Origin of the sequence: Candidatus Mycolicibacterium alkanivorans (assembly GCF_022760805.1) — a bacterium.
GTDB classification, from domain to species: Bacteria; Actinomycetota; Actinomycetes; order Mycobacteriales; family Mycobacteriaceae; genus Mycobacterium; species Mycobacterium alkanivorans.
The window spans coordinates 2,504,558-2,526,025 of the sequence record NZ_JAIVFL010000001.1 but is presented as its reverse complement, the minus strand read 5'-3'; the positions used below and the strand labels follow the sequence as shown (position 1 = coordinate 2,526,025).

Genomic DNA, 21,468 nt, shown 5'->3' with positions numbered 1-21,468 from the left:
TCGGCGTCGAGAGCCGATCGTTACCGACGCACTATTGCGGGCCCGCGTCGTTCCCGCAGGAATCCGTCAGGGAATGGTGACGACCTGCCCGATCTGGATCAGATCCGGGTTGGAGATTCCACTCGCCGCGGCGATCTCCGGGTAACGGTTGCCGTCACCGTAGAAGCGCTCGGCAATGGCGAACAGGGTGTCACCGGCCACGACGGTGTAGGTCCGCGGCGTCGGCTCCGGCGGAGGCGGCGGCGTCGGCGTCGGCTCCTCGACGACCACCGGGGCCACCTCAACGACCTCGGCCTCGGCCTCGGGGGCCGGCGGCGGCGGGGCGTCGGTCTCGGTGCGCGAGGACCAGGCCGGTCCGTCGGCGGCGTAGAGCACCAGGTTGCGGTCGTCCTGCAACACCAGCTTCACGCTCTTCTTGCCCTTGGTGTCGGTGTGCCAAATCGGCTTGTCCGACGTGTACAGCACGAAGTTGCCGTCGGCCTGCACCTCGGCACGCACGACGTCCTGGCCGTTGGTACCGGTCGCCCAAACTGCTTCCCCGCGCGCAGCCAGAACGAGGTTGCCGTCGCCCTGCAGCGTCAGGGTGTAAGCCCCATTGTTCGAGGTGAGTGAACCGCCCTTCTCGAGTCTCTGGCCTTCGGTGAGTGTGTCTCCCATGACAATTCCTCCTGTAAGCCGCCCGCTTCTTGGGCGCGCGTCCGGAAGCCTATTGAGTAACCCAGGCGCCGTGGGGAGCTGTGATCGAGACGACGGCAACGCACAGGTGAACGGCAAACCAACCCACCAAAGGCCCGGTCCAGCGACCAGCGGGTGGTCTGGATGCCGATGCTGGCGATCGGCTCCGGCGGGAACGGCAGCGGCTTCTTGTCTACGCGGCGGTCGAAAACGGTCTGCACCCGGCCATGGCGCCGCGCCGCGCGCTCGCTACTTGGCGAACCGCGTGAGCACGGGGCCCAGCGTGGCCAACACGAATACATACGGTGTGGCCACCGGCCCGATGGCAGCGACGGTCGATCCCACCAGTCCGATTATCACCAGGGAGAACTCGCCGCGGGCGATCAGGGCGGCACCGGCGCGGATCCGGCCGGCCCGGGCAACGCCGTCGCGACGCGCGGCGTAGGCGCCGGTGAGAACCTTGGTCACCGCGGTGACGGCGGCCAGGGCCAGCGCCGCCGGCAGCATCGGCAGCAGGTCGGCAGGGCTCACCGAGAAGCCGATCGCCAGGAAGAACACCGCCGCGAACAGGTCGCGCAGCGGACCCAGCACGCCGCGGGCGCGGTCGGCGGTCGGGCCGGTCAGGGTCAGGCCGACCAGGAATGCGCCCACCGCCGCCGAGGCGTGCAGGTGCTCGGCCAGTGCGGCCACGATCAGGGTCAGACCCAGGATCCGCAGCAGCAACTGCTCGTCGTCGGGGTGTGCGATCAGCCGGCCGACGTGGCGCCCCCAGCGGTAGGACGCCACGAACGCACCACCGAGCGCGGCCAGCCCCGCCGCCATCCACAGCAGTGCCTCCCCCCAGCCGCGGCGGGCGGCGAGTACCGCGAGCAGGGGCAGGTAGGCAGCCATCGCGAAGTCCTCGAGCACCAGGACCGACAGCACCGCCGGGGTCTCCCGGTTGCCCAGCCGGCGCAGGTCGTTCAGCAGCCGGGCGATGACGCCGGACGACGAGATGAACGTGATTCCGGCCATCGCGAGGATGCCGACACCGTCGAGGCCGAGCAGCCAGCCAGCGATGGCGCCGGGGGTTGCGTTGAGCACCAAGTCGACACCGACCGAGGGCAGGTGGCGGCGCATGCTGGACGCGAACTCGGCGATGGAGAACTCCAGGCCCAGGGTGAGCAGCAGCAGCACCACGCCGATCGAAGCGCCGGTGGAGACGAACTCCCCCGCCGCCGCCATGGGCGCGATCCCGCCGTTGCCCAGCGCCAGCCCGGCCAGCAGGTACAGCGGAATCGGAGAAAGGGCGAAGCGGCGGGCCACCGAGCCCAGGACCGCCAAAGCGGTGAGGATGACGCCGAGTTCGAACAGCAGCGCCACCGACACTTCCATGGAGTCAGCCCTGGTCGACGATCTGCCGAACTCCCGCGATCCCGTCCTCGGTGCCGATGACGACCAGCACGTCGTGGGCGCGCAGCACCTCGTCCGGTCCGGGCGAGGCCAGCACCTCCTCGTCGCGCACGATCGCCACGATCGACGCGCCGGTGCGGGTGCGGGCCCGGGTCTCGCCGAGTGCGCGGTCGGCGAACGGTGAGCCGGCGGCGACCGCGATCTGCCCGGCGTCCAAGCCGGGCACCTCTTTGGTCAGGTCGGCGAAGCGTTCCACCATGCGGGGTGCGCCGAGGATCTGAGCCAGGGCATCGGCTTCCTCATCGGTCAGGCGGAACACCGGGCGGGCCTGGTCCGGATCGGCGGCCGCATAGACAACGACGTCGAAATCGCCTGTGCGCCGAGCGATCACACCGATGCGGTCACCGTCGCGATTGTCGAACTCGTAGCGCAGGCCGACGCCGGGCAGCAGGACTTCCCTGACCTCCATGGGCTCCATCCTCACGACACCGTGTCGACTATCCCGCCGCCACGACCGGTGACCTGGCCGGTTCCCACCCCGGCGGGCCGAAGACGTACCTTAGCCGATCGCGCCGCCGGGACCGGTTATGACGGTCGACACAGCGCGTTAGCGGGCTATCCTCGCCGGGCTGATCATCGCCGGGGTGCTCACGATCGAGCTGACCGGTTCCGTGGGCTGAGGGAGCCTGCGAGCAGCACCGCGGCGAGACCGGCCACCGGAACGGTCAGCAGCCCGGCACGCAGGCCGGCGGCGTCGGCGACGGCGCCCACGACAATCGGCGAACCGAGAAATCCCACCCGCATCAGCCAGGTCAGCGCCGTCAGACCGGTCCCGGGCCGCAGGCCGGGCAGTTCGTCGGCGGCGTGCATGGCGGCCGGCACCAGGGTGGCCGACCCGAACCCGGCGGCCGCGAACCCGGCGATGGTGCCCGGCACACCCGGGAACGCCAGTGCCGCGCCCATGCCGGTGGCGGCGATCAGACCGCCGGCCCGCACCACGGTGTGCTGGCCGAAGCGGTCCACCGTGCGGTCGCCGAGCAGGCGGCCGATGAACTGGAAGCCGACCACCGCCACGTAACCCATCGCCGCGATCGCGGCCGGGGCGGCCAGCGAGTCCCGCAGGTACAGGGTGGCCCACGAGCTTCCGGCGTCCTCGACCACGGCCCCGGCGACGGCGATGCCCACCAGGGCCGCCAGCGCCAGGTACACGGTGCGCCCAGGCCGCGCGGTCGCCCGCTCGTCCCGCGGCCCGCCTTCGTGGTCGGCGCCCGGCAGCAGGTAGCGGTAACCGACCAAGCACACCGCGCTGAACAGCAGCCCGGATGCCGACAACTGCACCGCGCGGGGCACGCCCAGGTAGATGGCGCCGGCACCCATCAGCCCGCCGAGCACCGCACCCGCCGACCACACGGCGTGTAGCGAGTTGATGATGAACCGCCCGTAGTGCCGTTGCACCCGCAGCCCGTGCACGTTCTGGGCGACGTCGGTGACCGAGTCGGCCGCTCCCGCACAGAACAGCGCCAGAGCCAGGATGATGCCGGTGGGCGCCAGACCGGCGGCCACGGTGAAGACGGCGATCAGCACGCTGCCGGCGACCGCCACCACCGCCGAGCGGAACCGCCGGATCAGCGTCGCCGCGGCCGGGCCCGTCATCAGCGCTCCGGCCGAGAAGGCGGCCACCGCGAGCCCGAACACCGTGTTGGACAGCCCGAGATCGGACTTGATCTCCGGGTAGCGCGGCAGCAGGTTGGCGAACAGCGCGCCGTTGGTCAGGAACAGCCCCGCCGTCGCGACCCGGGCCCTGCGGTCACGTGAATCGAGCCCCGGGCTGCCCATGTGCGGCGACGTTACGCGAGGCGACGATGACGCGCCCTACCGCACGCGAACGCCAGTAACCGAGCAAGATGACTCCCATGACACACCCGTCGCTGTCCGAACTGGCCCACCGGTTCGGGGTCGCCACCGACTACCACGACTGGAGCGGGCGCCACACCGTCGTCGACGCCGCTACGCTGGTGGCCGTGCTGGCTGCGCTGGGCGTCGACGCGAGCACCGAAGAGTCCTGCGCCGCAGCGCTTTCCGAGGCCGATCGCCGGTACTGGTCGCGGCCGTTGCCCCCGACGATCGTCGGGCGCAACGGCACCGAGACCTCGTTCTGGGCGCACGTCACCCACGGCGACCCGGCCCATGTCTGGGTTCGGCTCGAGGACGGCACGGTGCGCAGCGGAGTCCGCCAGGCCGACAACTTCACCCCGCCGTTCGACCTGGACGGCCGGATCGTCGGGGAGGCGACGTTCGTGCTGCCGGCGGACCTGCCGCTGGGGTATCACCGGGTGCACTTGAGCTCCGGCGGACACGAGACCAGCACGCCGCTGATCGTCTCCCCCGCCTGGTTGGGACTGCCGCCGCGCCTCGGAGCCCGCCGAAGCTGGGGGCTGGCCACCCAGCTCTACAGCGTCCGGTCGAAGAACTCCTGGGGTATCGGCGATCTCGCCGATCTGACCGACCTCGCGGTGTGGGCGGGCTTCCGGCACGGGGCCGCCTATGTGTTGGTCAACCCGCTGCACGCGGCCGCCCCGACCAGGCCGATGGAACCCTCGCCCTACCTGCCCACCTCGCGCCGCTACACCAATCCCCTCTACCTGCGGGTGGAGGACATCACGGAATTCGCCTACCTGCCCGAGCGCCGGCGGGTGTGGAAACTGCGCGCCGACATACAGTCCCACTCCAACAAGATTGACGCCATCGACCGTGACGCCGTGTGGGCGGCCAAACGCGCCGCGCTGAAAATGGTGTACCGCGTGCCGCGCTCGGCTGGCCGCCAGCTGGCCTTCGACGCCTACAAGGCACGGGAGGGTCAGGCACTGCACAACTTCGCCACCTGGTGCGCGCTGGCCGAGAAGTACGGCGGCAACTGGCACAACTGGCCCGCCGGCCTGCAGCACCCGGCCAACCCCGAGGTGGCCGATTTCGTCGAACGGCACGGCCGCGCAGTCGATTTCCACCGCTGGCTGCAGTGGCAGCTCGACGACCAGCTCGCCGACGCGCAGTCCCATGCCCTGCGCACCGGTATGCCGCTGGGCATCATGCACGACCTCGCGGTCGGTGTGCACCCCGACGGCGCCGACGCGTGGGCGCTTCAGGATGTGCTGGCGCTAGGGGTGACCGGGGGTGCGCCACCGGACGAGTTCAACCAGCTCGGCCAGGACTGGTCGCAGCCGCCATGGCGTCCCGATCAGCTCGAAGAGCTTGGCTACCAACCCTTCCGGGCGCTCGTCGAGGCGATCCTGCGGCACGCGGGCGGGGTGCGCATCGACCACATCATCGGGTTGTTCCGGCTGTGGTGGATCCCGGAGGGGGCAGCGCCGACGGCCGGCACCTACGTTCGGTACAACCACGACGCGATGATCGGGATTGTCGCGCTGGAGGCCCACCGGGCCGGGGCGGTCGTGGTCGGCGAAGACCTGGGCACCGTAGAACCGTGGGTGCGGCATTATCTGCACGAGCGGGGCCTGCTGGGGACGTCCGTTCTGTGGTTCGAGCTCGACCACGACGGTCACGGCGGGCCGCTGGAGGCCGAGCGGTGGCGGGAGTTCTGCCTGTCGTCGGTGACCACCCACGACCTGCCGCCGACGCCGGGTTATCTGGCGGGCGAGCATATCCGGTTGCGTCATGCGCTGGGCCTGCTCGCCCGCCCAGCCGAGCGCGAACTGGAGGACGACCGTGCCGAGCAGGCGGCCTGGATGGCTGAGCTGCGCCGCGTCGGTCTGCTGGGCGCCGAGGCCGACGAGGAGAACGTGATCCTGGGGCTCTACCGGTATCTGGGCCGCACCCCGTCGCGGCTGCTGGCACTGGCGCTGACCGACGCCGTGGGCGACAAGCGCACCCAGAACCAGCCGGGCACCACCGACGAGTACCCCAACTGGCGGGTGCCGCTGACCGGGCCCGACGGCGCGCCGCTGCTACTGGAGGACGTACTCGCCGACCGACGGGCAGCCGCACTGGCGGACGCACTGCAACGCGCGACCGAACCGGGCCCGCAGTGAGCCGCCGATGCCCAAGCTGAGCGCCGGGGTTCTGCTGCACCGGGTGCGCGCCGATGTGGTGGAGGTCCTCATCGGTCATCCCGGCGGCCCGTTCTGGGCCCGCAAGGACGACGGCGCGTGGTCAATTCCCAAGGGCGAGTACGGTACCGACGACGACCCGTGGCAGGCGGCGCAACGCGAGTTCGCCGAAGAGATCGGCTGCCCCGTTCCGCAGGGATCGCCCATCGCGCTCGAGCCCGTCAAACAACCCAGCGGCAAGGTTCTCACCGTGTTCGCCGTCGCCGCCGACCTCGACGTCGGCGCGGCCCGCTCCAATACCTTCACGCTGGAGTGGCCGAAGGGTTCCGGACGGATGCAGGAGTTTCCCGAACTCGACCGGGTCGCCTGGCTTCCGGTGGCGCAGGCGCGCCGCAAACTGCTCAAGGGCCACGTGGTGTTCCTCGACCGGTTGATGGCGCAGCCTCACCTGGCGGGATTTTCCGAGGGTCATGCCCCTCCGGCGGACTAGCCTCGTGACCGTGAAGGTCGCCGTCGTCGCCCCCGTCGCAGCCGGGAAGAGTGCGGGTTCGAGTCGATCGTGGCCGTCGAGCACACCGTGCTCATGACCCGCTACGACAGCGTCTATCCGCATGAGGCCTGGGGCCGCGTCGAACTGAGCGCCAACTGCCCGGTGCCCGACCCGCTGGACCTGCTGGCGCTCCTGGCCGGCCAGACGACCACGTTGGGTTTGGCCACCCCGAAACCTGTTGCCAACAAACGTATTCCGACTCACATCGGCGGGCACAGCCGGGCCGCCGCGCGCCGCGCCGGCCAACTCGGGGACGGTCTTCAGCCGTTGGGGGTGGCCGGTGACGGCCTCGCCGCACTGGTGTCGGTGATGCGTGCCGCTGCCGAAGAGGCCGGCCGCGACCCGGACGGGCTGGAACTGTCGCGGGGGCACCTCGTCACGAAAGTCGACGCCGAGCGGGCCGGCTGCTGGCCTTGCCGCCGGTCATCGATATCAGCGAGGCGGCCAGGGACGTGCTGTCGTCCTGCGCGCAACGGCTGGGGTTGGTCCGGTGAATATGGCTGACCGGCTGGATCTTTCGGCCCTGGTGCACCGTTATGCCGCCGCGGTCGACGATCGCGACATCGACGCGGCCATCGGGCTGCTGACGTCCGACGCGCATTTGATCCTGCCGAATCCGCCCGATGTCCTGACCCCGGTACGCGAGCACCGCGGCGCCGACGCCATCCGCGCGGCACTTGCCGCTGTCACCACCGTGGGCCGCACCCACCACAGCATCGACTCCGAGGTCTATCGGGCGGGGGCGGAAGACCATGTGGCCCATGGCCGTATCGGCGGCACGGCACATCACTGGACCCGGCAGCACGACACGATCGCCGACCTGGTGTGGTACCTGCGCTATGACGACGACTACCGCCGCACCGACTCCGGGTGGCGGATTGCCCGCCGCGCTTTGACGATCGACGCGATCGAGACGCGCCCAGCCCGCCGACTGCGCTAGTTGGTCGTTGGTGGTGGTTGGGGCTGGAAGGGCTCGTACCACCACCAGTCGGCGCGTTCGCCGGTGGGTCCAGGGCAGGGTGGGACATCGGGTGCGGGACGGTTGGGTGCACGCGCGATCGATCCAGCGCTGAGCCGTCGACCGTCACTGTCGCTGACGACGAGATCGTCTGCGGGGCCGGTGATGGTGATGACGCCGCGGTGGTGCAACCGATGGTGGTACGGGCATAGCAGCACCAGATTGGACAACTCGGTGAGTCCCCCGTCCTCCCAGTGACGCAGGTGGTGGGCGTGCAGGCCTCGGGTGGCGCCACAGCCGGGAACCGCACACGTCGGGTGGCGGTGTTCGAGAGCGCGGCGAAGCCGCCGGCTGATCAGGCGGGTCGTTCGGCCCGCACCGATCACCTCGCCACGGCGTTCAAACCACACTTCGCAGGTGGCATCACAAGAGAGGTATCGCCGCTCGGCCGCGGTGAGCAGCGGGCCCAGATGCAGGGCGGCAGCGCGCTGTTCGACATCGATGTGCACCACCACGGTGGTGTGATGCCCGTGCGGGCGGCGGGCTGCCTCGGCGTCCCATCCGGCCTCGACCAGACGCATGAACGCTTCGACGTCACCGGGCATCGGTGGTGCGGTCTGCGATGCGCGATCACCGTTGCCGCGAGCCTGTTTCCACTCGGTGACCAACGCGTCACGATGCGACGCCAGCGCCGCCTCGACCTTCGCTGCCTCGGCGTGCGGCAGCTTGATCCGCCACCAAGTGAACTGCTCATCGGAGGTCTTGGTGATCGAAGGCTGGGGATCGGGCCGGGGATCGGGTTCAGGGCGCGGTTCGAGCTTCACCGCGGTGCGCAGCTGGTTGACCGTGGCGACCCGTGCCAACTGCGCGTAGTGCGCATCAGAGCCATCGGCTGCCCGCGCGGCGATGACACCGACCTGATCCAGCGACAGCCGACCATCTTGCAAATCCGCCACGCAGCAAGGGAAAGCCTCACGCCGGCGGGCAACGGTGGCGATCGTCGCGGCGTTGGCCGACGACGAACCCAGTTTCCAGGCCACCAACGCCGCCACCGACCGGGCGCCCGTCGCGCCCCATAACTCGTCGCGATCCACCTCGGCCACGATCTCCACGATGCGGCCATCGATCGCGTTGCGCTGACCGGCCAACTCCGCCAATTCCTCGAACAACACCTCGAGACGCTGGTCAGGGCTCATCACCGCGGAGCCGAACGCTTCGGACGAGGACATGACCTCATCATCGCAGCCGGGTACGACATTGAAGCATCCCCGGTTTCATGCACGCCAGACCGTGACCCCGACGCCGGGTTTCTGGTCCGGCCTGCGCAGCGTCGACCCGCCGCTGTCGCCGACGCCGTACCTGCCCCGGAGTTGCGCGAGGCGAGGCTGGCCACGTTCTGGACCGAACGCGAGCGGCTGCGGCTGGGCTACCTGAATCTGAGCCGGGCGATCCTCGCCACGACCGGGGTGGCCGACGACGCCGCCGATCTGTCGTTCCGGCTGGTGCAGTCGCTGGTCAACATGTGGTCAGGACGGCCGCGCCCGAACCACACCGAGCTGCCGGTGGTGCTGAGCTGCGAGGGGTCCGCTGAGGCGCACCGGAGGATCGGGCCATGCCGTTGGCCGAGGGCGCGACGTTCGCCGGCTACACAATCCTGCGGTTGCTCGGAGTGGGGGGAATGGGCGAGGTCTACCTTGCTCAGCATCCCCGGCTGCCCCGTCGCGACGCGCTGAAGGTGCTGCCTGCCTCGGTGAGCAACGACAGCGAGTACCGGGCCCGCTTCGAGCGTGAGGCCGACATCGCGGCCACGCTGTGGCACCCCAACATCGTCGGGGTGCACGACTGCGGTGAGATCGATGGCCAGCTGTGGATCGCTATGGACTACGTCGACGGCACCGATGCCGCCGAACTGCTGCGCAGCTACCCCAACGGGCTGCCGCAGCGCGAGGCCCTCAACATCGTCACCGCTGTCGCCGACGCGCTGGACTACGCCCACCAACGCCACCTGCTGCACCGCGACGTCAAGCCGGCCAACATCCTGATCGCCCGCCTGGAGAACGGTAAGCAGCGAATCATGTTGGCGGACTTCGGCATTGCCCGCTGGGACAACGAGTCCAGCGGATTGACGCAGACGAACATGACGGTGGGCACGGTCTCCTATGCCGCCCCCGAGCAACTGATGGGCCGCGACCTCGACGGCCGCGCCGACCAGTACGCACTCGCCGCGACCGCCTACCACCTGCTGACCGGTTCGCCGCCGTTCCAGCACTCCAATCCCGCGGTGGTCATCAGCCAGCACCTGACCGCTACGCCGCCGAGCCTGGGCGACCGGCGCCCCGAGTTGGCCAATCTCGACCCGGCGCTGCGCAAGGCGATGTCCAAGGACCCCGCCGACCGCTACGAACGGTGCGCGGACCTGGCCCGGGCACTGGGCCAGCACATCACCACACCGCCGTCCGGCGACGTCGGCACCGACCCCAACGCCACCCGGCTGACCCCGATCACCGACGCCGCCGCGCTCGGCGGCGAGCCCCCGTCCCCGTCCCGCGCATCGTGGCTGCGCCCCAAGGTTCTGCTTCCGGTGCTGCTGGCGCTGCTACTCCTGGTGGGCGTCGCCTTCGTCGCCGGCCGGTTCCGCGGCGAGGACCTGTCGATGGCACAGCGGACCGACACGACGACCACCAGGACGTCGACCAGCATCGCACCACCCCCACCCCCGCCGCCCGCGACGACCACGGTCATCACCGCGCCGAGCGTGACGGCCACCGACACCGTCACCGTCGACCAGACCCCCACCGCCGCGGCGGGCTCCCGGTGCAGCGAGCCGGGAGCCACCGGTACCACCGCCGACGGAGCCACGGTGTACTGCACGCGGTTGCAGTACACCAGCCGCTACCTGTGGTCGGTGCATCAAGACCAGATCCCCAATCCGGTGCTCACCACCTCGCCGACCGCCGCCCCGCCCTCGGAGGACGAGTCGCCCGTCCGGATCTGCATGCAGGAGACCGGCCACAGCCGGTTGCGGTGCGCAGAAGAAATCTTGCGCGGCAACGGGGGCTAGGCAAACCGCATCGTGACGGCCCGGCCCAGCGATGACACACCTCACAGGCTGTTCGCCGACCAACTCGGTCCCCGCGTCTACGGCGGTGCGCACGCGCACCGACCGGTGTCCCGGTGGTGGAGGCCACCTCCGCGCTGCGCCGTCGCCGCGATCACCGCCAGAAGCTGCAGATGGTGATATCCGGACCGCGCCACGCGGTCTTATGGCTAACGTTCGACAGCGAAACCAGCGAACTCGAGGTATCCGACAAGCCACTGGGCCGGCCCGCCGATGAGGAGCTCGTTGATCTGGATACCGATGCGGAATTCTGCCGTGATGTCGACGACGACGCAACCTCGAGGACAATCCGGACGACGATACAAAGAAGACAGATTGATCGGGAGTGATTAGATGAGCACGCCGACAACGCAACGCACAGGCGTCTTTTCGCCAACCTGCGCCGAAATACGGCAACGCACACTGCGCACCTATGCGTGGTGGCTCCCACCGCTGATGCAAGGCCTACTACCGATCGGTGTGGCAGTCCCCCACCAGCTGCGCAATCCCCGAGCCGCGCGCCCGCTACAACGGAGGAACCCGGCTGGCTTTGGACGAAGGTCACCTGGTTCAACGAGCGGCACATGCTGTTCGCGTGGATCACCCTGGGCACGCTGGCACTCACCGACTTCTACATCATGCTGGTGGCCAGCGGCACCATCAGCGATCTGAGATTCAGTGGCTGACAGCTAATCCACGAACAACCGGCGACGAACTGGCCAAGCACCCGGGACGGAGAAGTTAGATGAGCTGCAACGCGATCGTGCTCGGCAGAAATCAACGGCCACCCGAAGTTGATGTGTACGACCGGGACGTCGACGTTCGCCGAGGACGAGGTCGTGACCCTGACGCCGACGACGAAGCAACGCGTTGCCGGCCGCAGGCACGCCGCTGGCTGGGCGACAAGCTGTTCCGCCGGCCTGGGTGCTGCAGCGGAGCAGTTTGGGTGGCCAGGCGGGCGGCGAGGTCGAGCCGTTGGGCGGTCATCGGCGCCGTCATCATCACGCTCCCGACACGGGTACGCCGGCGACCTGGTCCAGCGGCACGTCGGGGTCGACGAGCTTCGCCCGGTCGACCGGCCGGCCAGAGCGGACTAGGGCGGCGATCGTGTCGGTGAGGTCCCACACGTTGACGTTCATGCCGGCCAGCACGCGACCGTCACGCAACCAGAAGGCGACGTACTCGCCCTTGGCCACGTCGCCGCGAAAGGCCACCTCATCGTAGTTGCCCCTCGCGACGTAGCCGGAGTACTCCATGCCCATCTCGTACTGGTCGGAGAAGAAGTAGGGCACGTGGTCATAGGCCGCGTCGCGCCCGAGCATGGTGGCCGCGGCCACCGCTGGCTGGTTGAGCGCGGCCGACCAGTGCTCCAGGCGCAGGTGGGTGTGCAGGTGGGGGTAGTAGGCGTTGGCGACGTCCCCGGCGGCGACGACGTCGGGGTCGGAGGTGGCCAGGTGTTCGTCGACGACGACGCCGTTGTCGACGTGCAGTCCGGCCACCTCGGCCAACGCGGCGTTGGGGGTGATGCCCACGCCGACCACGATGGCGTCGGCGTCGATCACGCTGCCGTCGGCCAGACGCACCCCGGTGGCGCGGCGGTTCGTCCCGGTGATTTCTTCGACGCCGGCGCCCAGCCGTAGGGTGACGCCGTGTGCGCGGTGCAGGGCGGCATAGATCTCGGCCACCTCGCGGCCTAGCACCTTGAGCAGCGGCAGCTCACCCATCTCGATCACGGTGACCTCACAGTCGGCGGCGCGCGCCGCGGCGGCGGTTTCCAGCCCGATCCAGCCACCCCCGATGATCGCCACCCGCCCGGCGGTGGTGAACGCGGCCTTGATGGCTTCGCAGTCGGCGAGGCTGCGCAGGTAGTACACGCCGTCGAACTCGGCGCCGGGCACGCTCAGGCGGCGCACGTCCGACCCGGTCGCCAGCAGCAGCTTGTCGTAGCCGATCCGCTCACCGCCGGTCATGCTGAGGCGGTGGGCGGTGAGGTCGAGGCCGGTCACCCGGGTGTCGACCCGCAGCTCGACGTCATGCTCGGCGTACCAAGCCTTGGGGTGTACGTAGATCTTGTCCTTCTCCGACTTGCCTTGCAGGTAGCCCTTGGACAGCGGGGGCCGGTTGTAGGGCCGTTCGGTTTCCTCGCCGAGCAGCACGACCCGGCCGGTGAAACCGTCGGTGCGGAGTGCCTCGGCGGCTCCGGCACCGGCCAGGCCCGCGCCCACGATCACGAATGTTTGCTGTCCGGTAGTCATATTCGGTCCTGTCCCTTAAAACTGTTGCTGGCCGTGTCTAGATCGTTTGCCGGTAGCCGAAGAACTCGTGGTCTTGGTTGTAGCCGCCGTAGCCTCCGCCGACCTCGGAGAAGCGCCCGACGAACTCGATGCCCTTGATCCACTTCACCTGTTTGAATCCGAGCTGGATCTCGTTGCGCAGCCGCAGCGGCGCGCCGTGGCCGAAGGAGAGCGGTTCGCCGTTCATGTCGTAGGCGAGCATGCTGAGGTGGTTACTCATCTGCTCGATGGGATGCGCGTCGTAGTAGATACCCGCGTCGGGGCCATCGCCCAGCGAGTAGAACACCACCCATTTCGCTTCCGGCTGCGGTTTGACCAGGTCGAGGATCGTCTGCATCGACACCCCACCCCACTTCGCGACGCCCGACCAGCCCTGGATGCAGAAGTGCTGGGTGATCTGCTCATGGTGGGGCAGCGCCCGCAGCTGGGTCAGGGTGAGCTCGACCGGATGCTCCACGAGGCCGTTGATCCGAAGCCGGTAGTCGGCGAAGTGCCCGTCGAACAGGGCGGTGTACTCCGGCGAGTCAGGGTACTCGCCGTTGTGCCAGAAGTACGGCGAGATGTCTTTCTCGCCGTACTCGCCCGGGGTCGCGTCGAGGTGTTCGAAGAGCCGTTGCAGCGGGCCGATCAGCGCGGAGCCGACCCGCTGCACCACCCGCGGGTGGCGCAACGTGAATGGGGTGGCCGCCACCCAGCCCACCACGACCACCACCATCGAGGCGGCGAAGACCGCGAAACCGACCCAGTCCGTCGCGTCGCGGCCAGCGTAGATGTGGTTGAGGTTGCGCAGCAGACCCGTGGTGAACACCAGCGCGACGTGGATGGTGATGAAGAACAGGAACCACACCAACACCAGGAAGTGCAGCGAGCGGGCCAGCTGGATGCTGAACAGCCTGCTGATCGGTTTGAACCGGGTCGACAGCGCCGGCGACATGCCCAGCCCGGTCACCAGCGCGAGCGGGGCGGCGATGAAGATGGTGATGAAGTAGGCGATCAGCTGCAGACTGTTGTAGGCCACCCAGCCGTTCTCGACCGGCCACTGCAGCGACAGATACTGGATCAGCACCGATACCGCATTGGGGATCACCGACCAGCTGGTCGGCACCACGTGCCGCCACTGCCCGGTGGTGAACAACAGCACGTAAAACACCGCGCCGTTGAGCAGCCACAGGGTGTCCACGCCCAGATGCCACCAGCGGGCCAACCCGATCGAATGCCGGATGCCGGGCAACCCGACCTGGCCGGGCAGGCTGATGGAGTCCTTCTTCGCCGTCCACAATGGGTCGGCGGGAACCGGTTTCTGGATGCGGAACCAGTCGCGGCCCGGGGTGCTGTGCCGGGTCCAGTACAGCCGGGGATGATCGCTGAGGATCTGAATTCCGGAGCGGATAATGAAGATCAGCAGGAACAGGTTGAAGAAGTGCTGCACCCCCACCCAGACCGGCAGCCCCGGATGGCGTATAGCGTCGGCTGACACGACGGTGCCCGGGTAGCTGGCGATGAAGTGCTGCACTGAGGTCATGTCACGCAGACCCTTGCCGGCGGCGACCGCGACGATCAGGACCACGAATCCGATCGGCAGCAACCACAACAGGTTGAACCACCTGCTATCTCCCACCCGGACGCGGGGCGCGATGCCGTGCGCGACCGGCACCGAACCGGCCCAGGTGCTCGGGTCCACCACGTCCTTGCCGATGCTCAGTTGCGAACGAAAGCTGGCTACCGCGTGTGGGGTGACGCTGGAGTCCGGCGCGGCAGGCAGCTCGACCGGCGGGTCGGTCGGTTCGCGCCCCGCATGGGGGAGGCCTTCGCCGTCGCCGCCGTGGTTCACGGTGCTGGGTTCGGTCATCAGAGCTCCGTATGGTCCAAGCGCTGAGCCACACGACGCGAGCAACGTCGCTGGCGGCGAGTTTCCGGCGATGCGGTTTCGCTAACGAACGTGCGACCTGGTGGCGGCGCCCTAGTGTCGGAACGGCTGCTGCTCAGCGATTTTGACGCTACGCCGTTCAGGTAACACTGTCACGCGACCCATCCACGCATCGGGACCGGCGTCGCGAACCCAGCCACGTCTACAGATCCCTGCCATTGACGATTGCCCGGTTCGGGCGATCGAGCGATCATACTGAGAGTCATGCAACGGATCTCTCTGGACGCGCTGGCCACTCAGCAACTCGAACTGGCCGCCGCCCACGGTGGGCGGCCAGCCGCCGACACCGTCGTCGGCGGTCATGAACGGGTGCTGCGCCAGACCGTGGTCGGCATGATCAAAGGCACCGAGTTGGGCGAGCACAACAACCCCGGAGAGGCCACGGTGCACGTGCTGCGCGGTCGGGTCCGCTTGACCTCCGAGGGCCAGGCCTGGGAGGGTCGGTCCGGTGACCTTCTGAAGGTGCCCGACGCCCGTCACGGCCTGCAGGCGCTGGAAGACTCGGCGATCTTGCTTACCGTGGCCAAGCTCCCGTGAGGTCAACGGCTTGCATCCGCGTCAACCGTTTGCGCGCCAAGATCCCGGGTGATTCCGCAGTTCACCAGGATGTCCACCTCCCCGCTGCGGTTGTCAGCGGTCATCTCTCACCTTGTCTTCTCTCCTCCCCAGCGGCGAGCCGCACGGTGCGCCGCGAGCGTCTAACGGGTCGTTACCACCCAACCCGCCAGCCCATCGGACCTCGCGTTACAGATTGAAGCCCGGATAGGTGTAGCTGGCTGACCAGTAGGGTGCGCAGCCGTAGTGGACATAGATGCTGCTCTGGTAGCTGCGATCGTTCATCAGGTAAGGGTCATAGCCGGGCGCCTCGGCGACGTGGTCACGAGTGTCGTGATGTAGACGTCATCACTGGTGGTCCGGCGGATCACGTCGACCGGATTGAAAGACTTCTTTATCGTCGATACCGAGGACCGCCGTGTTCGACGAGCAGGAAGCGGGCCGTGCGTTCGCGGTCGTCGACGAACACGTCGTGCACCTTGCCGACGTCCATTCCGTCCCTGTCCGTTACCTTCCGCAATACCAATGAACCTACGCTCTGCCAGCCCACTGTCGGCCTGCCCTAACTAATCACTTGACGGACCGCACGTCGACTGCCCTCGTTAGCCGACCCACACCTCCTCGTCGAGGAAGGTCGGCTGACCGGGTAGTGCGCAGAAACGGCAGCCGGTGTCAACACGAACTGGTCAGCCCGCCCGATCAAGGGGACAGTTGAAGAAGATCGAGAAGGTGCGATCGCACCAACCATGGGAGCCGTCCACCTGACGGCCCGGGGAGCCGTCGGCGCGGCCCACCGACAGGAGGCAGCAAATGAGCACACACAAGGTGCAGGTGCGCCGCGTCTACGACGACCCGGCCCGCGGGGACGGGAACCGCGTGCTGGTGGACCGGATCTGGCCGCGCGGTATGACCAAGGAGAAAGCGAAGCTGGACGAGTGGTGTAAGACGATCGCCCCCTCCACCGAACTGCGCAAGTGGTATCACCACGATCCGGCACGGTTCACGGAGTTCACCCGGCGCTACCGCGACGAGCTGACCCAACCCGAACGGGCCGAGGCGCTGGCACATCTGCAGACGCTGGCGAAGGACCGAAACCTCACCCTGCTCACGGCAAGCAAGGCCGTCGACATCAGCGAGGCCACCGTGATCGCCGAGATGCTGAGTCGAGCGGCGTCGCCGGCGACATAGGCAGTCGACGATGCCCAACTGCTCAGGGTGCACCGGGCGCCACCCAGGCTTCCAGATCTATTTCACCCCACATGAGGCGTCCGTCCGGGACAAGCGGCATCGACCAGGGTTGGAGTTGGGCCAAACCCTATGCGGCACTTCACAACTGATGTACGCGGTACCAACAACGACGAGAGAGGTCCGCCATTCGCCGCACATTGAGGTTTTCTCACTTGGGGCGTGTGAGGTCGGTGTGACTGGAGTCTCCAGCGTGTCGTGAGAGCAGACCGTGGGGTCCCTGCTCAAGGATCGGTTTCGACCAAGAAAGCCGTTCCGCTGCACGAGGACCCCACGTGTTCACCTACTCTGCCAGCTGCGACGTCCCCGAGGAAACCCTGCTGTATGTGACCGCGTTGCTACACGCGCACCGGCGCGAGATCGGCACCCGCGCCGGGCGACGCACGGGCACGGTGCGCACGCAGGCCAAGCCGGTGCTCCGCTGGTTCGGCGACGACGCCCCGATCCAGCTGCTGCCCTTCGAGGCCCAGCTGGCGATCTCCCCGAGGTGAAACGCCGCGGCGTGTTCCCGACGATAAAACCCTCAGGCGAGGTCACCAGGCTCTGTGAGGCCTCGTCCAGGTTCTTCACAGCTGTCACAACTGCGCTATGTTCGACCCCAGACTCAAGACGGAGGATCCGTGAAGAAGTTCATCCTGGTGGCCGCCGGCGCACTTGTGGCAGGTTCGGCCGTTGCCGCCCTGGCCATGGGGTCCAGCAACGCCGACCCGGCTAGTGCGGGCGGCACCCTCAACGTGCTGGGTGAGCCCTACTACAAGGCGGTCGCAATCCTGCACGCGCAGGGCGTCCAGACCGTCTTCGGCGGGTCGGTGGGCAGTGACGTGCCGCAGGCCAAGTGCATCGTGTCGACGCAGAAGTACCTGAACAGCGGCAAGATGCAGCTGATGCTCAACTGCACGAAGGCGGCCCAGCCCAATGAGCCGACGGCGACGTCGGTGGCCACCGCGCCCACCGCGGGCACCTCGGACGGTGGCGGTGCGCGTCCCACGCCGGGCGCGCCGGGCGTGGTCACGGTGACCCCGACTCAGGTCGGCTAGGACTCTTCCTCGATTAGACTCCGGGCAGTCGCGCGGGCGACCGCTTCGTGGCCGCGGCGCACGAGTTCGGCGATACTGTAGTCCCAGCACCAGGCGGCGTGAAAGCCGCCGTGCACAAGAACGAATCGCCCGACCTGTCCGTCTTCTCAGACGTCCCAGGCCGAGGCCACCGCGTCGGCGACGTCGATGACCTTCGCCCGCTGGGAGGCCGGGCTGTCGATCTCGTCGGCGACGTAGGCCGCGACGAATCGCCGGATCTCGGTGTCCACGCCGCCGATGATGCGCACGATCTCCCCGCGCACCGACTTGGAGGTCACGTGCACGGCGATGTCGGACGGTCGGGGTTTGGCCACGTCGATCACAAGCAGCAGCGGCTCCGCTGCGCGCGCCGTTGCGCGCAGCGCGATGTCACCGTCGACCTTGAACTTCTGCTTGTCCACCCGCAAGTCGACCAGCAGTTCGATGATCAGCGGAATGCGGATGCTGAACGTGAGCGTCTCGCCGGCGTTGCGCCGGACGATGGCCTGCTGGATCTGAACCTTGGCGCTGACTTTGGCCAGCCCTGCCGGCCCTTGGGCCATCGGACCCATCTCGAACTCACCGCCGGCGATCTCCGCGAAAGCGGCGGCCACACGGTCCTCGGTCACCGCGACGTCGAAGAACCGGCGGCCGAACTCCTCATAGGTGACGAAGTTGTGCGTGTGCATAGGGTTCTACCGTCTCACGTCCGAAGTCGATGCACGGCCGCAGACCGGTAACAAGTCATTCGTGTCAGGCAACCCCGGTGAGCGGCGCGATGCGGTTCTAACCGCTGCCACCGCCGCCGAACTGTTCGCCACCCGGGTTCGCTACAGCGGGCTGTCGGGGTTCGCTACGGCGGGCTGTCGGTCGGTTACAACGTCTCGGTGGCGGTGTTCGGCGGAACCACCCCGTACGTCGTCACGTTGCTGGCCGCGCGCACCGGCAACGACTATGCCGCCGGGATCTACGTCGTCATTGCCGCGGTCGTCTCGCTGCTGACTGTGCTGACGATGCGGGAGACCGCCGCCAAACCACTGCCGGATCTGGGGAGATTCACAGCTCCAGCAGCACCGTAACCGGCCCGTCGTTGACCAATTCGACCTGCATGTCGGCGCCGAACACACCGGTGGCCACCTCGGCGCCGAGTTCCCGCAGCGCGTCGGCGAACACCGTCACCAGCGGTTCGGCCACCGCGCCGGGGGCTGCGGCGTTCCACGTCGGCCGCCGGCCCTTGGCGGTGTTGGCGTACAGGGTGAACTGACTGACCACCAGGATCGGCGCCGAGGCGTCGGCGGCCGAGCGCTCGCCATCGAGAATCCTTAGCTGCCAGAGCTTTTCAGCCATCCGCCGCGCGATTGACTCGGTGTCGGTATGGGTGACACCGGCCAGGGCCAGCAGACCCTGGCCGTCGGGCCGGATCGCGCCGACCACCTCACCGCCCACCGACACCGACGCAGAGGTGACCCGCTGCACCAGCACCCGCATGGGCGACGATGCTAGCGGGCGTCGAGTCGACGATGCCGCCGAGGGACGAGGCGGAGAAGCTAGACAGTCGGGATCAGTCGGCTACTCCCCCGAACCGGCCGGCGCGTAGCCCAGGATGGCCTTGGTCTCCAGGAAGTCGTCGAAGCCCTCTTCGCCCCACTCGCGACCGTTGCCGCTGGTCTTGTAACCGCCGAACGGCGCCTTGATGTCGAACGCGTGATTGATGGTGACCGCACCGGCCCGGATCCGGCGGGCCAGCGCCCGCGCCTGGTCCAGGTCGGCTCCGGAGACGTAGCCGTACAGACCGTAGTCGGTGTCATTGCCGATCTCGACGGCCTGATCCAGGTCGTCGTAACCCAGGATGCATAGCACCGGGCCGAAGATCTCCTCACGGGCGATGGTCATGTCGTTGTTCACACCGGCGAACACCGTCGGGCGCACGTAGTAGCCGGTGTCGAGACCGTCGGGACGGCCCGGTCCGCCGGCTACCACCGTCGCTCCCTCGTCGATGCCCTTCTGGATCAGGCCCTGCACCTTGTCGAACTGCATCTGCGAGGCAACCGGCCCGATCGCCGAGCCATCGGACAGGTCGCCGACCTTGACGGCTTCTGCGGTGGCCTTGGCCACGGCGACGGCCTCGTCCATCCGGGTGTTCGGAACGAGCATGCGCGACGGTGCGTTACAGCTCTGCCCGGAGTTCATCATCATCGCCGCGACACCGGCCGCCACGCTCTGTCCGAAGGCCTGGTCGTCGAGCACGATGTTCGGGCTCTTGCCGCCGAGTTCCTGGCTGACGCGCTTGACGGTCGGGGCGGCGTTGCGGGCCACCTCGATACCGGCCCGGGTCGACCCGGTGAAGGAGACCATGTCGATGCCGGGGTGGCTCGACAGTGCGACACCGACGCCGGGCCCGTCGCCGAAGACCATGTTGTAGACGCCCGCGGGCAGTCCGGCGTCGTCGAGGATCTCGGTGAAGATCTGCCCGGAGAACGGGGCAACCTCCGACGGCTTGAGCACCATCGTGCAGCCGGCGGCCAGCGCCGGGAACACCTTGCACGCGATCTGGTTGATCGGCCAGTTCCACGGCGTGATCAGCCCGCACACCCCGATCGGTTCCTTGACCACCATGGTCTCGCCGCGCTGCTCTTCGAAGCTGTAGTTCTTCAGCACGTCGATGGCGGTGCCCAGGTGACCGAGGCCCATCATCACCTGCGGCCCGGCGGCCAGTGACGGTGGGGCGCCCATCTCCTCGTGGACCGCGTCGGCGAGGTCCTTGCCGCGCTTCTGATAGTGATCGAGGATCGCCTGCAGCAGGTCGAGGCGGTCTTCCTTGGTGCTCACCGACCAGCTGCCGAATGCCTTGCGGGCGGCCTTGACGGCCTTGTCCACGTCGGCGCTCGAGCCGATCGCAATCTTTCCGCCGACCTGTTCGGTGGTCGGGTTGTCGACGTCGAGCGTCCGCAGCTCGACCGGATCGAGCCATTGTCCATCGATGTAGAACTTTAGATAATCACGCATAGGTTCATCCTCTCCTGATGAGTGCCTTCGGCGTACCGGGTTCGGGAAATGGTCGTACTCGGGCATCTCTTCTGAGTTGGCCTTCGGGGCTGCTTTCCGTCTTGAACCCGATTACAATCCAACACGTGAGCAGGACACGGCATCGCCCAAAACCCCTGGTCACGGACCCACGGCAATGTCAGACCCGATTTCGCGAGTAAGCCGGGCAATCGGTCAGCGGGACATAGTTGGTCATGGTTTGGGGGGCGGGCAGGTCTGATGCCCGGTTGCGCCGGGTTCGCCGTTGGGGCAACGAGTTTCGGTTTCGGGGCCGTTGGCGGCCGGGTGGTCATGGGGCTTCGGGGAACGTGAGGCGGTGTGCTGGTGGCACCAGCCGGCGATGCTCGCGGCGATCAATGCCGGCTCAGCGTCGCGACCACATCCAGCCGATCGCACAGTTCGGTGATCGCGGCCATTCCCGCGTTGCCCGTCAGGCTCGGATCCGGCGCGCCGACACCCACCCGCCTGCGTGTACGTCCCCGTCCGCGGTTCCGCTTGTGTATTCTGCTCACCAGATGGGTGCTCGCTTCCGGGTCGACAATCAAGCTTTAGCAACTCGAATTGTCCTATCCCACAACAGCATCCATCGCCAACTTCAGCGCGTGTCCCCC

The 21,468-nt window shown here is 68.1% G+C and carries 20 protein-coding genes and 4 pseudogenes; 13 read left to right on the top strand and 11 right to left on the bottom strand.

Going from position 1 to position 21,468, the window contains the following annotated elements; all coding sequences use genetic code 11:
- Window positions 1–66: 66 nt before the first annotated feature.
- The 4 genes from K9U37_RS12545 to K9U37_RS12530 form a co-directional block, all read right to left on the bottom strand.
- Entirely contained in the window at window positions 67–657 is a 591-nt protein-coding gene (locus K9U37_RS12545; RefSeq protein WP_243071962.1) for a LysM peptidoglycan-binding domain-containing protein, read from the bottom strand.
- 267 nt (window positions 658–924) lie between these two features.
- Complete coding sequence (locus tag K9U37_RS12540; protein WP_243071961.1) at window positions 925–2,049, bottom strand: cation:proton antiporter; 1,125 nt, start codon at window positions 2,047–2,049, stop codon at window positions 925–927.
- Window positions 2,050–2,053: 4 nt separating this feature from the next.
- On the bottom strand, window positions 2,054–2,536 hold the full coding sequence (locus K9U37_RS12535; RefSeq protein WP_243071960.1) for a cation:proton antiporter regulatory subunit: 483 nt from the start codon (window positions 2,534–2,536) through the stop codon (window positions 2,054–2,056).
- Window positions 2,537–2,715: 179 nt separating this feature from the next.
- Window positions 2,716–3,903: an MFS transporter gene (locus K9U37_RS12530; RefSeq protein ID WP_243071959.1), complete on the bottom strand. Its 1,188-nt coding sequence runs from the start codon at window positions 3,901–3,903 to the stop codon at window positions 2,716–2,718.
- Window positions 3,904–3,971: 68 nt separating this feature from the next.
- Here K9U37_RS12530 and malQ point away from each other — a divergent pair, with 68 nt between their 5' ends.
- The 4 genes and pseudogenes from malQ to K9U37_RS12510 all read left to right on the top strand — a co-directional run bounded on the left by malQ (window position 3,972) and on the right by K9U37_RS12510 (window position 7,621).
- Window positions 3,972–6,113, top strand: a complete 2,142-nt coding sequence (gene malQ, locus K9U37_RS12525; protein ID WP_243071958.1) for a 4-alpha-glucanotransferase — start codon at window positions 3,972–3,974, stop codon at window positions 6,111–6,113.
- A 7-nt stretch (window positions 6,114–6,120) separates the two neighbouring features.
- The gene (locus K9U37_RS12520; RefSeq protein WP_243071957.1) at window positions 6,121–6,621 is read left to right on the top strand and encodes an NUDIX hydrolase; all 501 of its coding nucleotides are present in this window, start codon (window positions 6,121–6,123) and stop codon (window positions 6,619–6,621) included.
- 36 nt (window positions 6,622–6,657) lie between these two features.
- A pseudogene (locus tag K9U37_RS12515) lies at window positions 6,658–7,175 on the top strand (LLM class flavin-dependent oxidoreductase); the annotation flags it as partial.
- Window positions 7,176–7,177: 2 nt separating this feature from the next.
- Window positions 7,178–7,621, top strand: coding sequence for a nuclear transport factor 2 family protein (locus K9U37_RS12510; protein ID WP_243073356.1), 444 nt, complete (start codon window positions 7,178–7,180; stop codon window positions 7,619–7,621).
- On the opposite strand, the gene K9U37_RS12505 is transcribed toward K9U37_RS12510, so the two are convergent.
- Entirely contained in the window at window positions 7,618–8,868 is a 1,251-nt protein-coding gene (locus K9U37_RS12505; RefSeq protein ID WP_243071956.1) for an HNH endonuclease signature motif containing protein, read from the bottom strand. The genes K9U37_RS12510 and K9U37_RS12505 overlap by 4 nt on opposite strands.
- A 383-nt stretch (window positions 8,869–9,251) precedes the next feature.
- Here K9U37_RS12505 and K9U37_RS12500 point away from each other — a divergent pair, with 383 nt between their 5' ends.
- From K9U37_RS12500 to K9U37_RS12485, 4 genes and pseudogenes are all read left to right on the top strand, one after another.
- Complete coding sequence (locus K9U37_RS12500) at window positions 9,252–10,700, top strand: serine/threonine-protein kinase (protein ID WP_243071955.1); 1,449 nt, start codon at window positions 9,252–9,254, stop codon at window positions 10,698–10,700.
- A 113-nt stretch (window positions 10,701–10,813) separates the two neighbouring features.
- The gene (locus K9U37_RS12495) at window positions 10,814–11,086 is read left to right on the top strand and encodes a hypothetical protein (RefSeq protein WP_243071954.1); all 273 of its coding nucleotides are present in this window, start codon (window positions 10,814–10,816) and stop codon (window positions 11,084–11,086) included.
- A gap of 110 nt (window positions 11,087–11,196) precedes the next feature.
- Window positions 11,197–11,422: pseudogene (sdhC, locus tag K9U37_RS12490) on the top strand (succinate dehydrogenase subunit SdhC); the annotation flags it as partial.
- Between the two features lie 75 nt (window positions 11,423–11,497).
- Window positions 11,498–11,590 (top strand): annotated as a pseudogene (locus tag K9U37_RS12485) (succinate dehydrogenase/fumarate reductase iron-sulfur subunit); the annotation flags it as partial.
- 147 nt (window positions 11,591–11,737) lie between these two features.
- Here the strand turns inward: K9U37_RS12485 and K9U37_RS12480 are convergent.
- Window positions 11,738–12,991, bottom strand: a complete 1,254-nt coding sequence (locus K9U37_RS12480) for an NAD(P)/FAD-dependent oxidoreductase (RefSeq protein WP_243071953.1) — start codon at window positions 12,989–12,991, stop codon at window positions 11,738–11,740.
- 37 nt (window positions 12,992–13,028) lie between these two features.
- Entirely contained in the window at window positions 13,029–14,879 is a 1,851-nt protein-coding gene (locus K9U37_RS12475; protein ID WP_243071952.1) for a molybdopterin-dependent oxidoreductase, read from the bottom strand.
- 282 nt (window positions 14,880–15,161) lie between these two features.
- On the opposite strand from K9U37_RS12475, the gene K9U37_RS12470 reads away from it, so the two are divergent.
- Window positions 15,162–15,494 (top strand): cupin domain-containing protein, encoded by a 333-nt coding sequence (locus K9U37_RS12470; RefSeq protein WP_243071951.1) that lies wholly within the window; start codon window positions 15,162–15,164, stop codon window positions 15,492–15,494.
- Window positions 15,495–15,906: 412 nt separating this feature from the next.
- Here the strand turns inward: K9U37_RS12470 and K9U37_RS12465 are convergent, their stop codons facing one another.
- Entirely contained in the window at window positions 15,907–16,005 is a 99-nt protein-coding gene (locus tag K9U37_RS12465; protein ID WP_243071950.1) for a hypothetical protein, read from the bottom strand.
- 317 nt (window positions 16,006–16,322) lie between these two features.
- On the opposite strand from K9U37_RS12465, the gene K9U37_RS12460 reads away from it, so the two are divergent.
- The 3 genes from K9U37_RS12460 to K9U37_RS12450 all read left to right on the top strand — a co-directional run bounded on the left by K9U37_RS12460 (window position 16,323) and on the right by K9U37_RS12450 (window position 17,794).
- Window positions 16,323–16,700, top strand: coding sequence for a DUF488 domain-containing protein (locus K9U37_RS12460; RefSeq protein ID WP_243071949.1), 378 nt, complete (start codon window positions 16,323–16,325; stop codon window positions 16,698–16,700).
- 332 nt (window positions 16,701–17,032) lie between these two features.
- Entirely contained in the window at window positions 17,033–17,248 is a 216-nt protein-coding gene (locus K9U37_RS12455) for a hypothetical protein (protein WP_243071948.1), read from the top strand.
- Between the two features lie 129 nt (window positions 17,249–17,377).
- Window positions 17,378–17,794 carry a hypothetical protein gene (locus K9U37_RS12450; protein WP_243071947.1) on the top strand — a complete coding sequence of 139 codons (417 nt, stop codon included), beginning with the start codon at window positions 17,378–17,380 and terminating at the stop codon, window positions 17,792–17,794.
- A gap of 146 nt (window positions 17,795–17,940) precedes the next feature.
- Here the strand turns inward: K9U37_RS12450 and K9U37_RS12440 are convergent, their stop codons facing one another.
- On the bottom strand, window positions 17,941–18,501 hold the full coding sequence (locus tag K9U37_RS12440) for a hypothetical protein (RefSeq protein WP_243071946.1): 561 nt from the start codon (window positions 18,499–18,501) through the stop codon (window positions 17,941–17,943).
- A 150-nt stretch (window positions 18,502–18,651) separates the two neighbouring features.
- Between K9U37_RS12440 and K9U37_RS12435 the strand changes: the two are divergent.
- Window positions 18,652–18,891: pseudogene (locus K9U37_RS12435) on the top strand (MFS transporter); the annotation flags it as partial.
- Here the strand turns inward: K9U37_RS12435 and dtd are convergent.
- Together dtd and K9U37_RS12425 are read right to left on the bottom strand one after the other, a co-directional pair.
- Entirely contained in the window at window positions 18,869–19,300 is a 432-nt protein-coding gene (dtd, locus tag K9U37_RS12430; protein ID WP_243071945.1) for a D-aminoacyl-tRNA deacylase, read from the bottom strand. The pseudogene K9U37_RS12435 and the gene dtd overlap by 23 nt on opposite strands.
- Window positions 19,301–19,381: 81 nt before the next feature.
- A complete protein-coding gene (locus tag K9U37_RS12425) occupies window positions 19,382–20,818 on the bottom strand; it encodes an aldehyde dehydrogenase family protein (RefSeq protein WP_243071944.1) in 1,437 nt (478 codons plus the stop codon).
- Window positions 20,819–21,468 lie beyond the last annotated feature (650 nt).

What these genes read in the sequence shown, in the direction of transcription:
- K9U37_RS12545 (WP_243071962.1), bottom strand. Translation starts at nt 657, where the DNA reads ATGGGAGACACACTCACCGAAGGCCAGAGACTCGAGAAGGGCGGTTCA.
- K9U37_RS12540 (WP_243071961.1), bottom strand. Translation starts at nt 2,049, where the DNA reads ATGGAAGTGTCGGTGGCGCTGCTGTTCGAACTCGGCGTCATCCTCACC.
- K9U37_RS12535 (WP_243071960.1), bottom strand. Translation starts at nt 2,536, where the DNA reads ATGGAGGTCAGGGAAGTCCTGCTGCCCGGCGTCGGCCTGCGCTACGAG.
- K9U37_RS12530 (WP_243071959.1), bottom strand. Translation starts at nt 3,903, where the DNA reads ATGGGCAGCCCGGGGCTCGATTCACGTGACCGCAGGGCCCGGGTCGCG.
- malQ (WP_243071958.1), top strand. Translation starts at nt 3,972, where the DNA reads ATGACTCCCATGACACACCCGTCGCTGTCCGAACTGGCCCACCGGTTC.
- K9U37_RS12520 (WP_243071957.1), top strand. Translation starts at nt 6,121, where the DNA reads ATGCCCAAGCTGAGCGCCGGGGTTCTGCTGCACCGGGTGCGCGCCGAT.
- K9U37_RS12510 (WP_243073356.1), top strand. Translation starts at nt 7,178, where the DNA reads ATGGCTGACCGGCTGGATCTTTCGGCCCTGGTGCACCGTTATGCCGCC.
- K9U37_RS12505 (WP_243071956.1), bottom strand. Translation starts at nt 8,868, where the DNA reads ATGTCCTCGTCCGAAGCGTTCGGCTCCGCGGTGATGAGCCCTGACCAG.
- K9U37_RS12500 (WP_243071955.1), top strand. Translation starts at nt 9,252, where the DNA reads ATGCCGTTGGCCGAGGGCGCGACGTTCGCCGGCTACACAATCCTGCGG.
- K9U37_RS12480 (WP_243071953.1), bottom strand. Translation starts at nt 12,991, where the DNA reads ATGACTACCGGACAGCAAACATTCGTGATCGTGGGCGCGGGCCTGGCC.
- K9U37_RS12475 (WP_243071952.1), bottom strand. Translation starts at nt 14,879, where the DNA reads ATGACCGAACCCAGCACCGTGAACCACGGCGGCGACGGCGAAGGCCTC.
- K9U37_RS12470 (WP_243071951.1), top strand. Translation starts at nt 15,162, where the DNA reads ATGCAACGGATCTCTCTGGACGCGCTGGCCACTCAGCAACTCGAACTG.
- K9U37_RS12465 (WP_243071950.1), bottom strand. Translation starts at nt 16,005, where the DNA reads ATGGACGTCGGCAAGGTGCACGACGTGTTCGTCGACGACCGCGAACGC.
- K9U37_RS12460 (WP_243071949.1), top strand. Translation starts at nt 16,323, where the DNA reads ATGAGCACACACAAGGTGCAGGTGCGCCGCGTCTACGACGACCCGGCC.
- K9U37_RS12440 (WP_243071946.1), bottom strand. Translation starts at nt 18,501, where the DNA reads ATGCACACGCACAACTTCGTCACCTATGAGGAGTTCGGCCGCCGGTTC.
- dtd (WP_243071945.1), bottom strand. Translation starts at nt 19,300, where the DNA reads ATGCGGGTGCTGGTGCAGCGGGTCACCTCTGCGTCGGTGTCGGTGGGC.
- K9U37_RS12425 (WP_243071944.1), bottom strand. Translation starts at nt 20,818, where the DNA reads ATGCGTGATTATCTAAAGTTCTACATCGATGGACAATGGCTCGATCCG.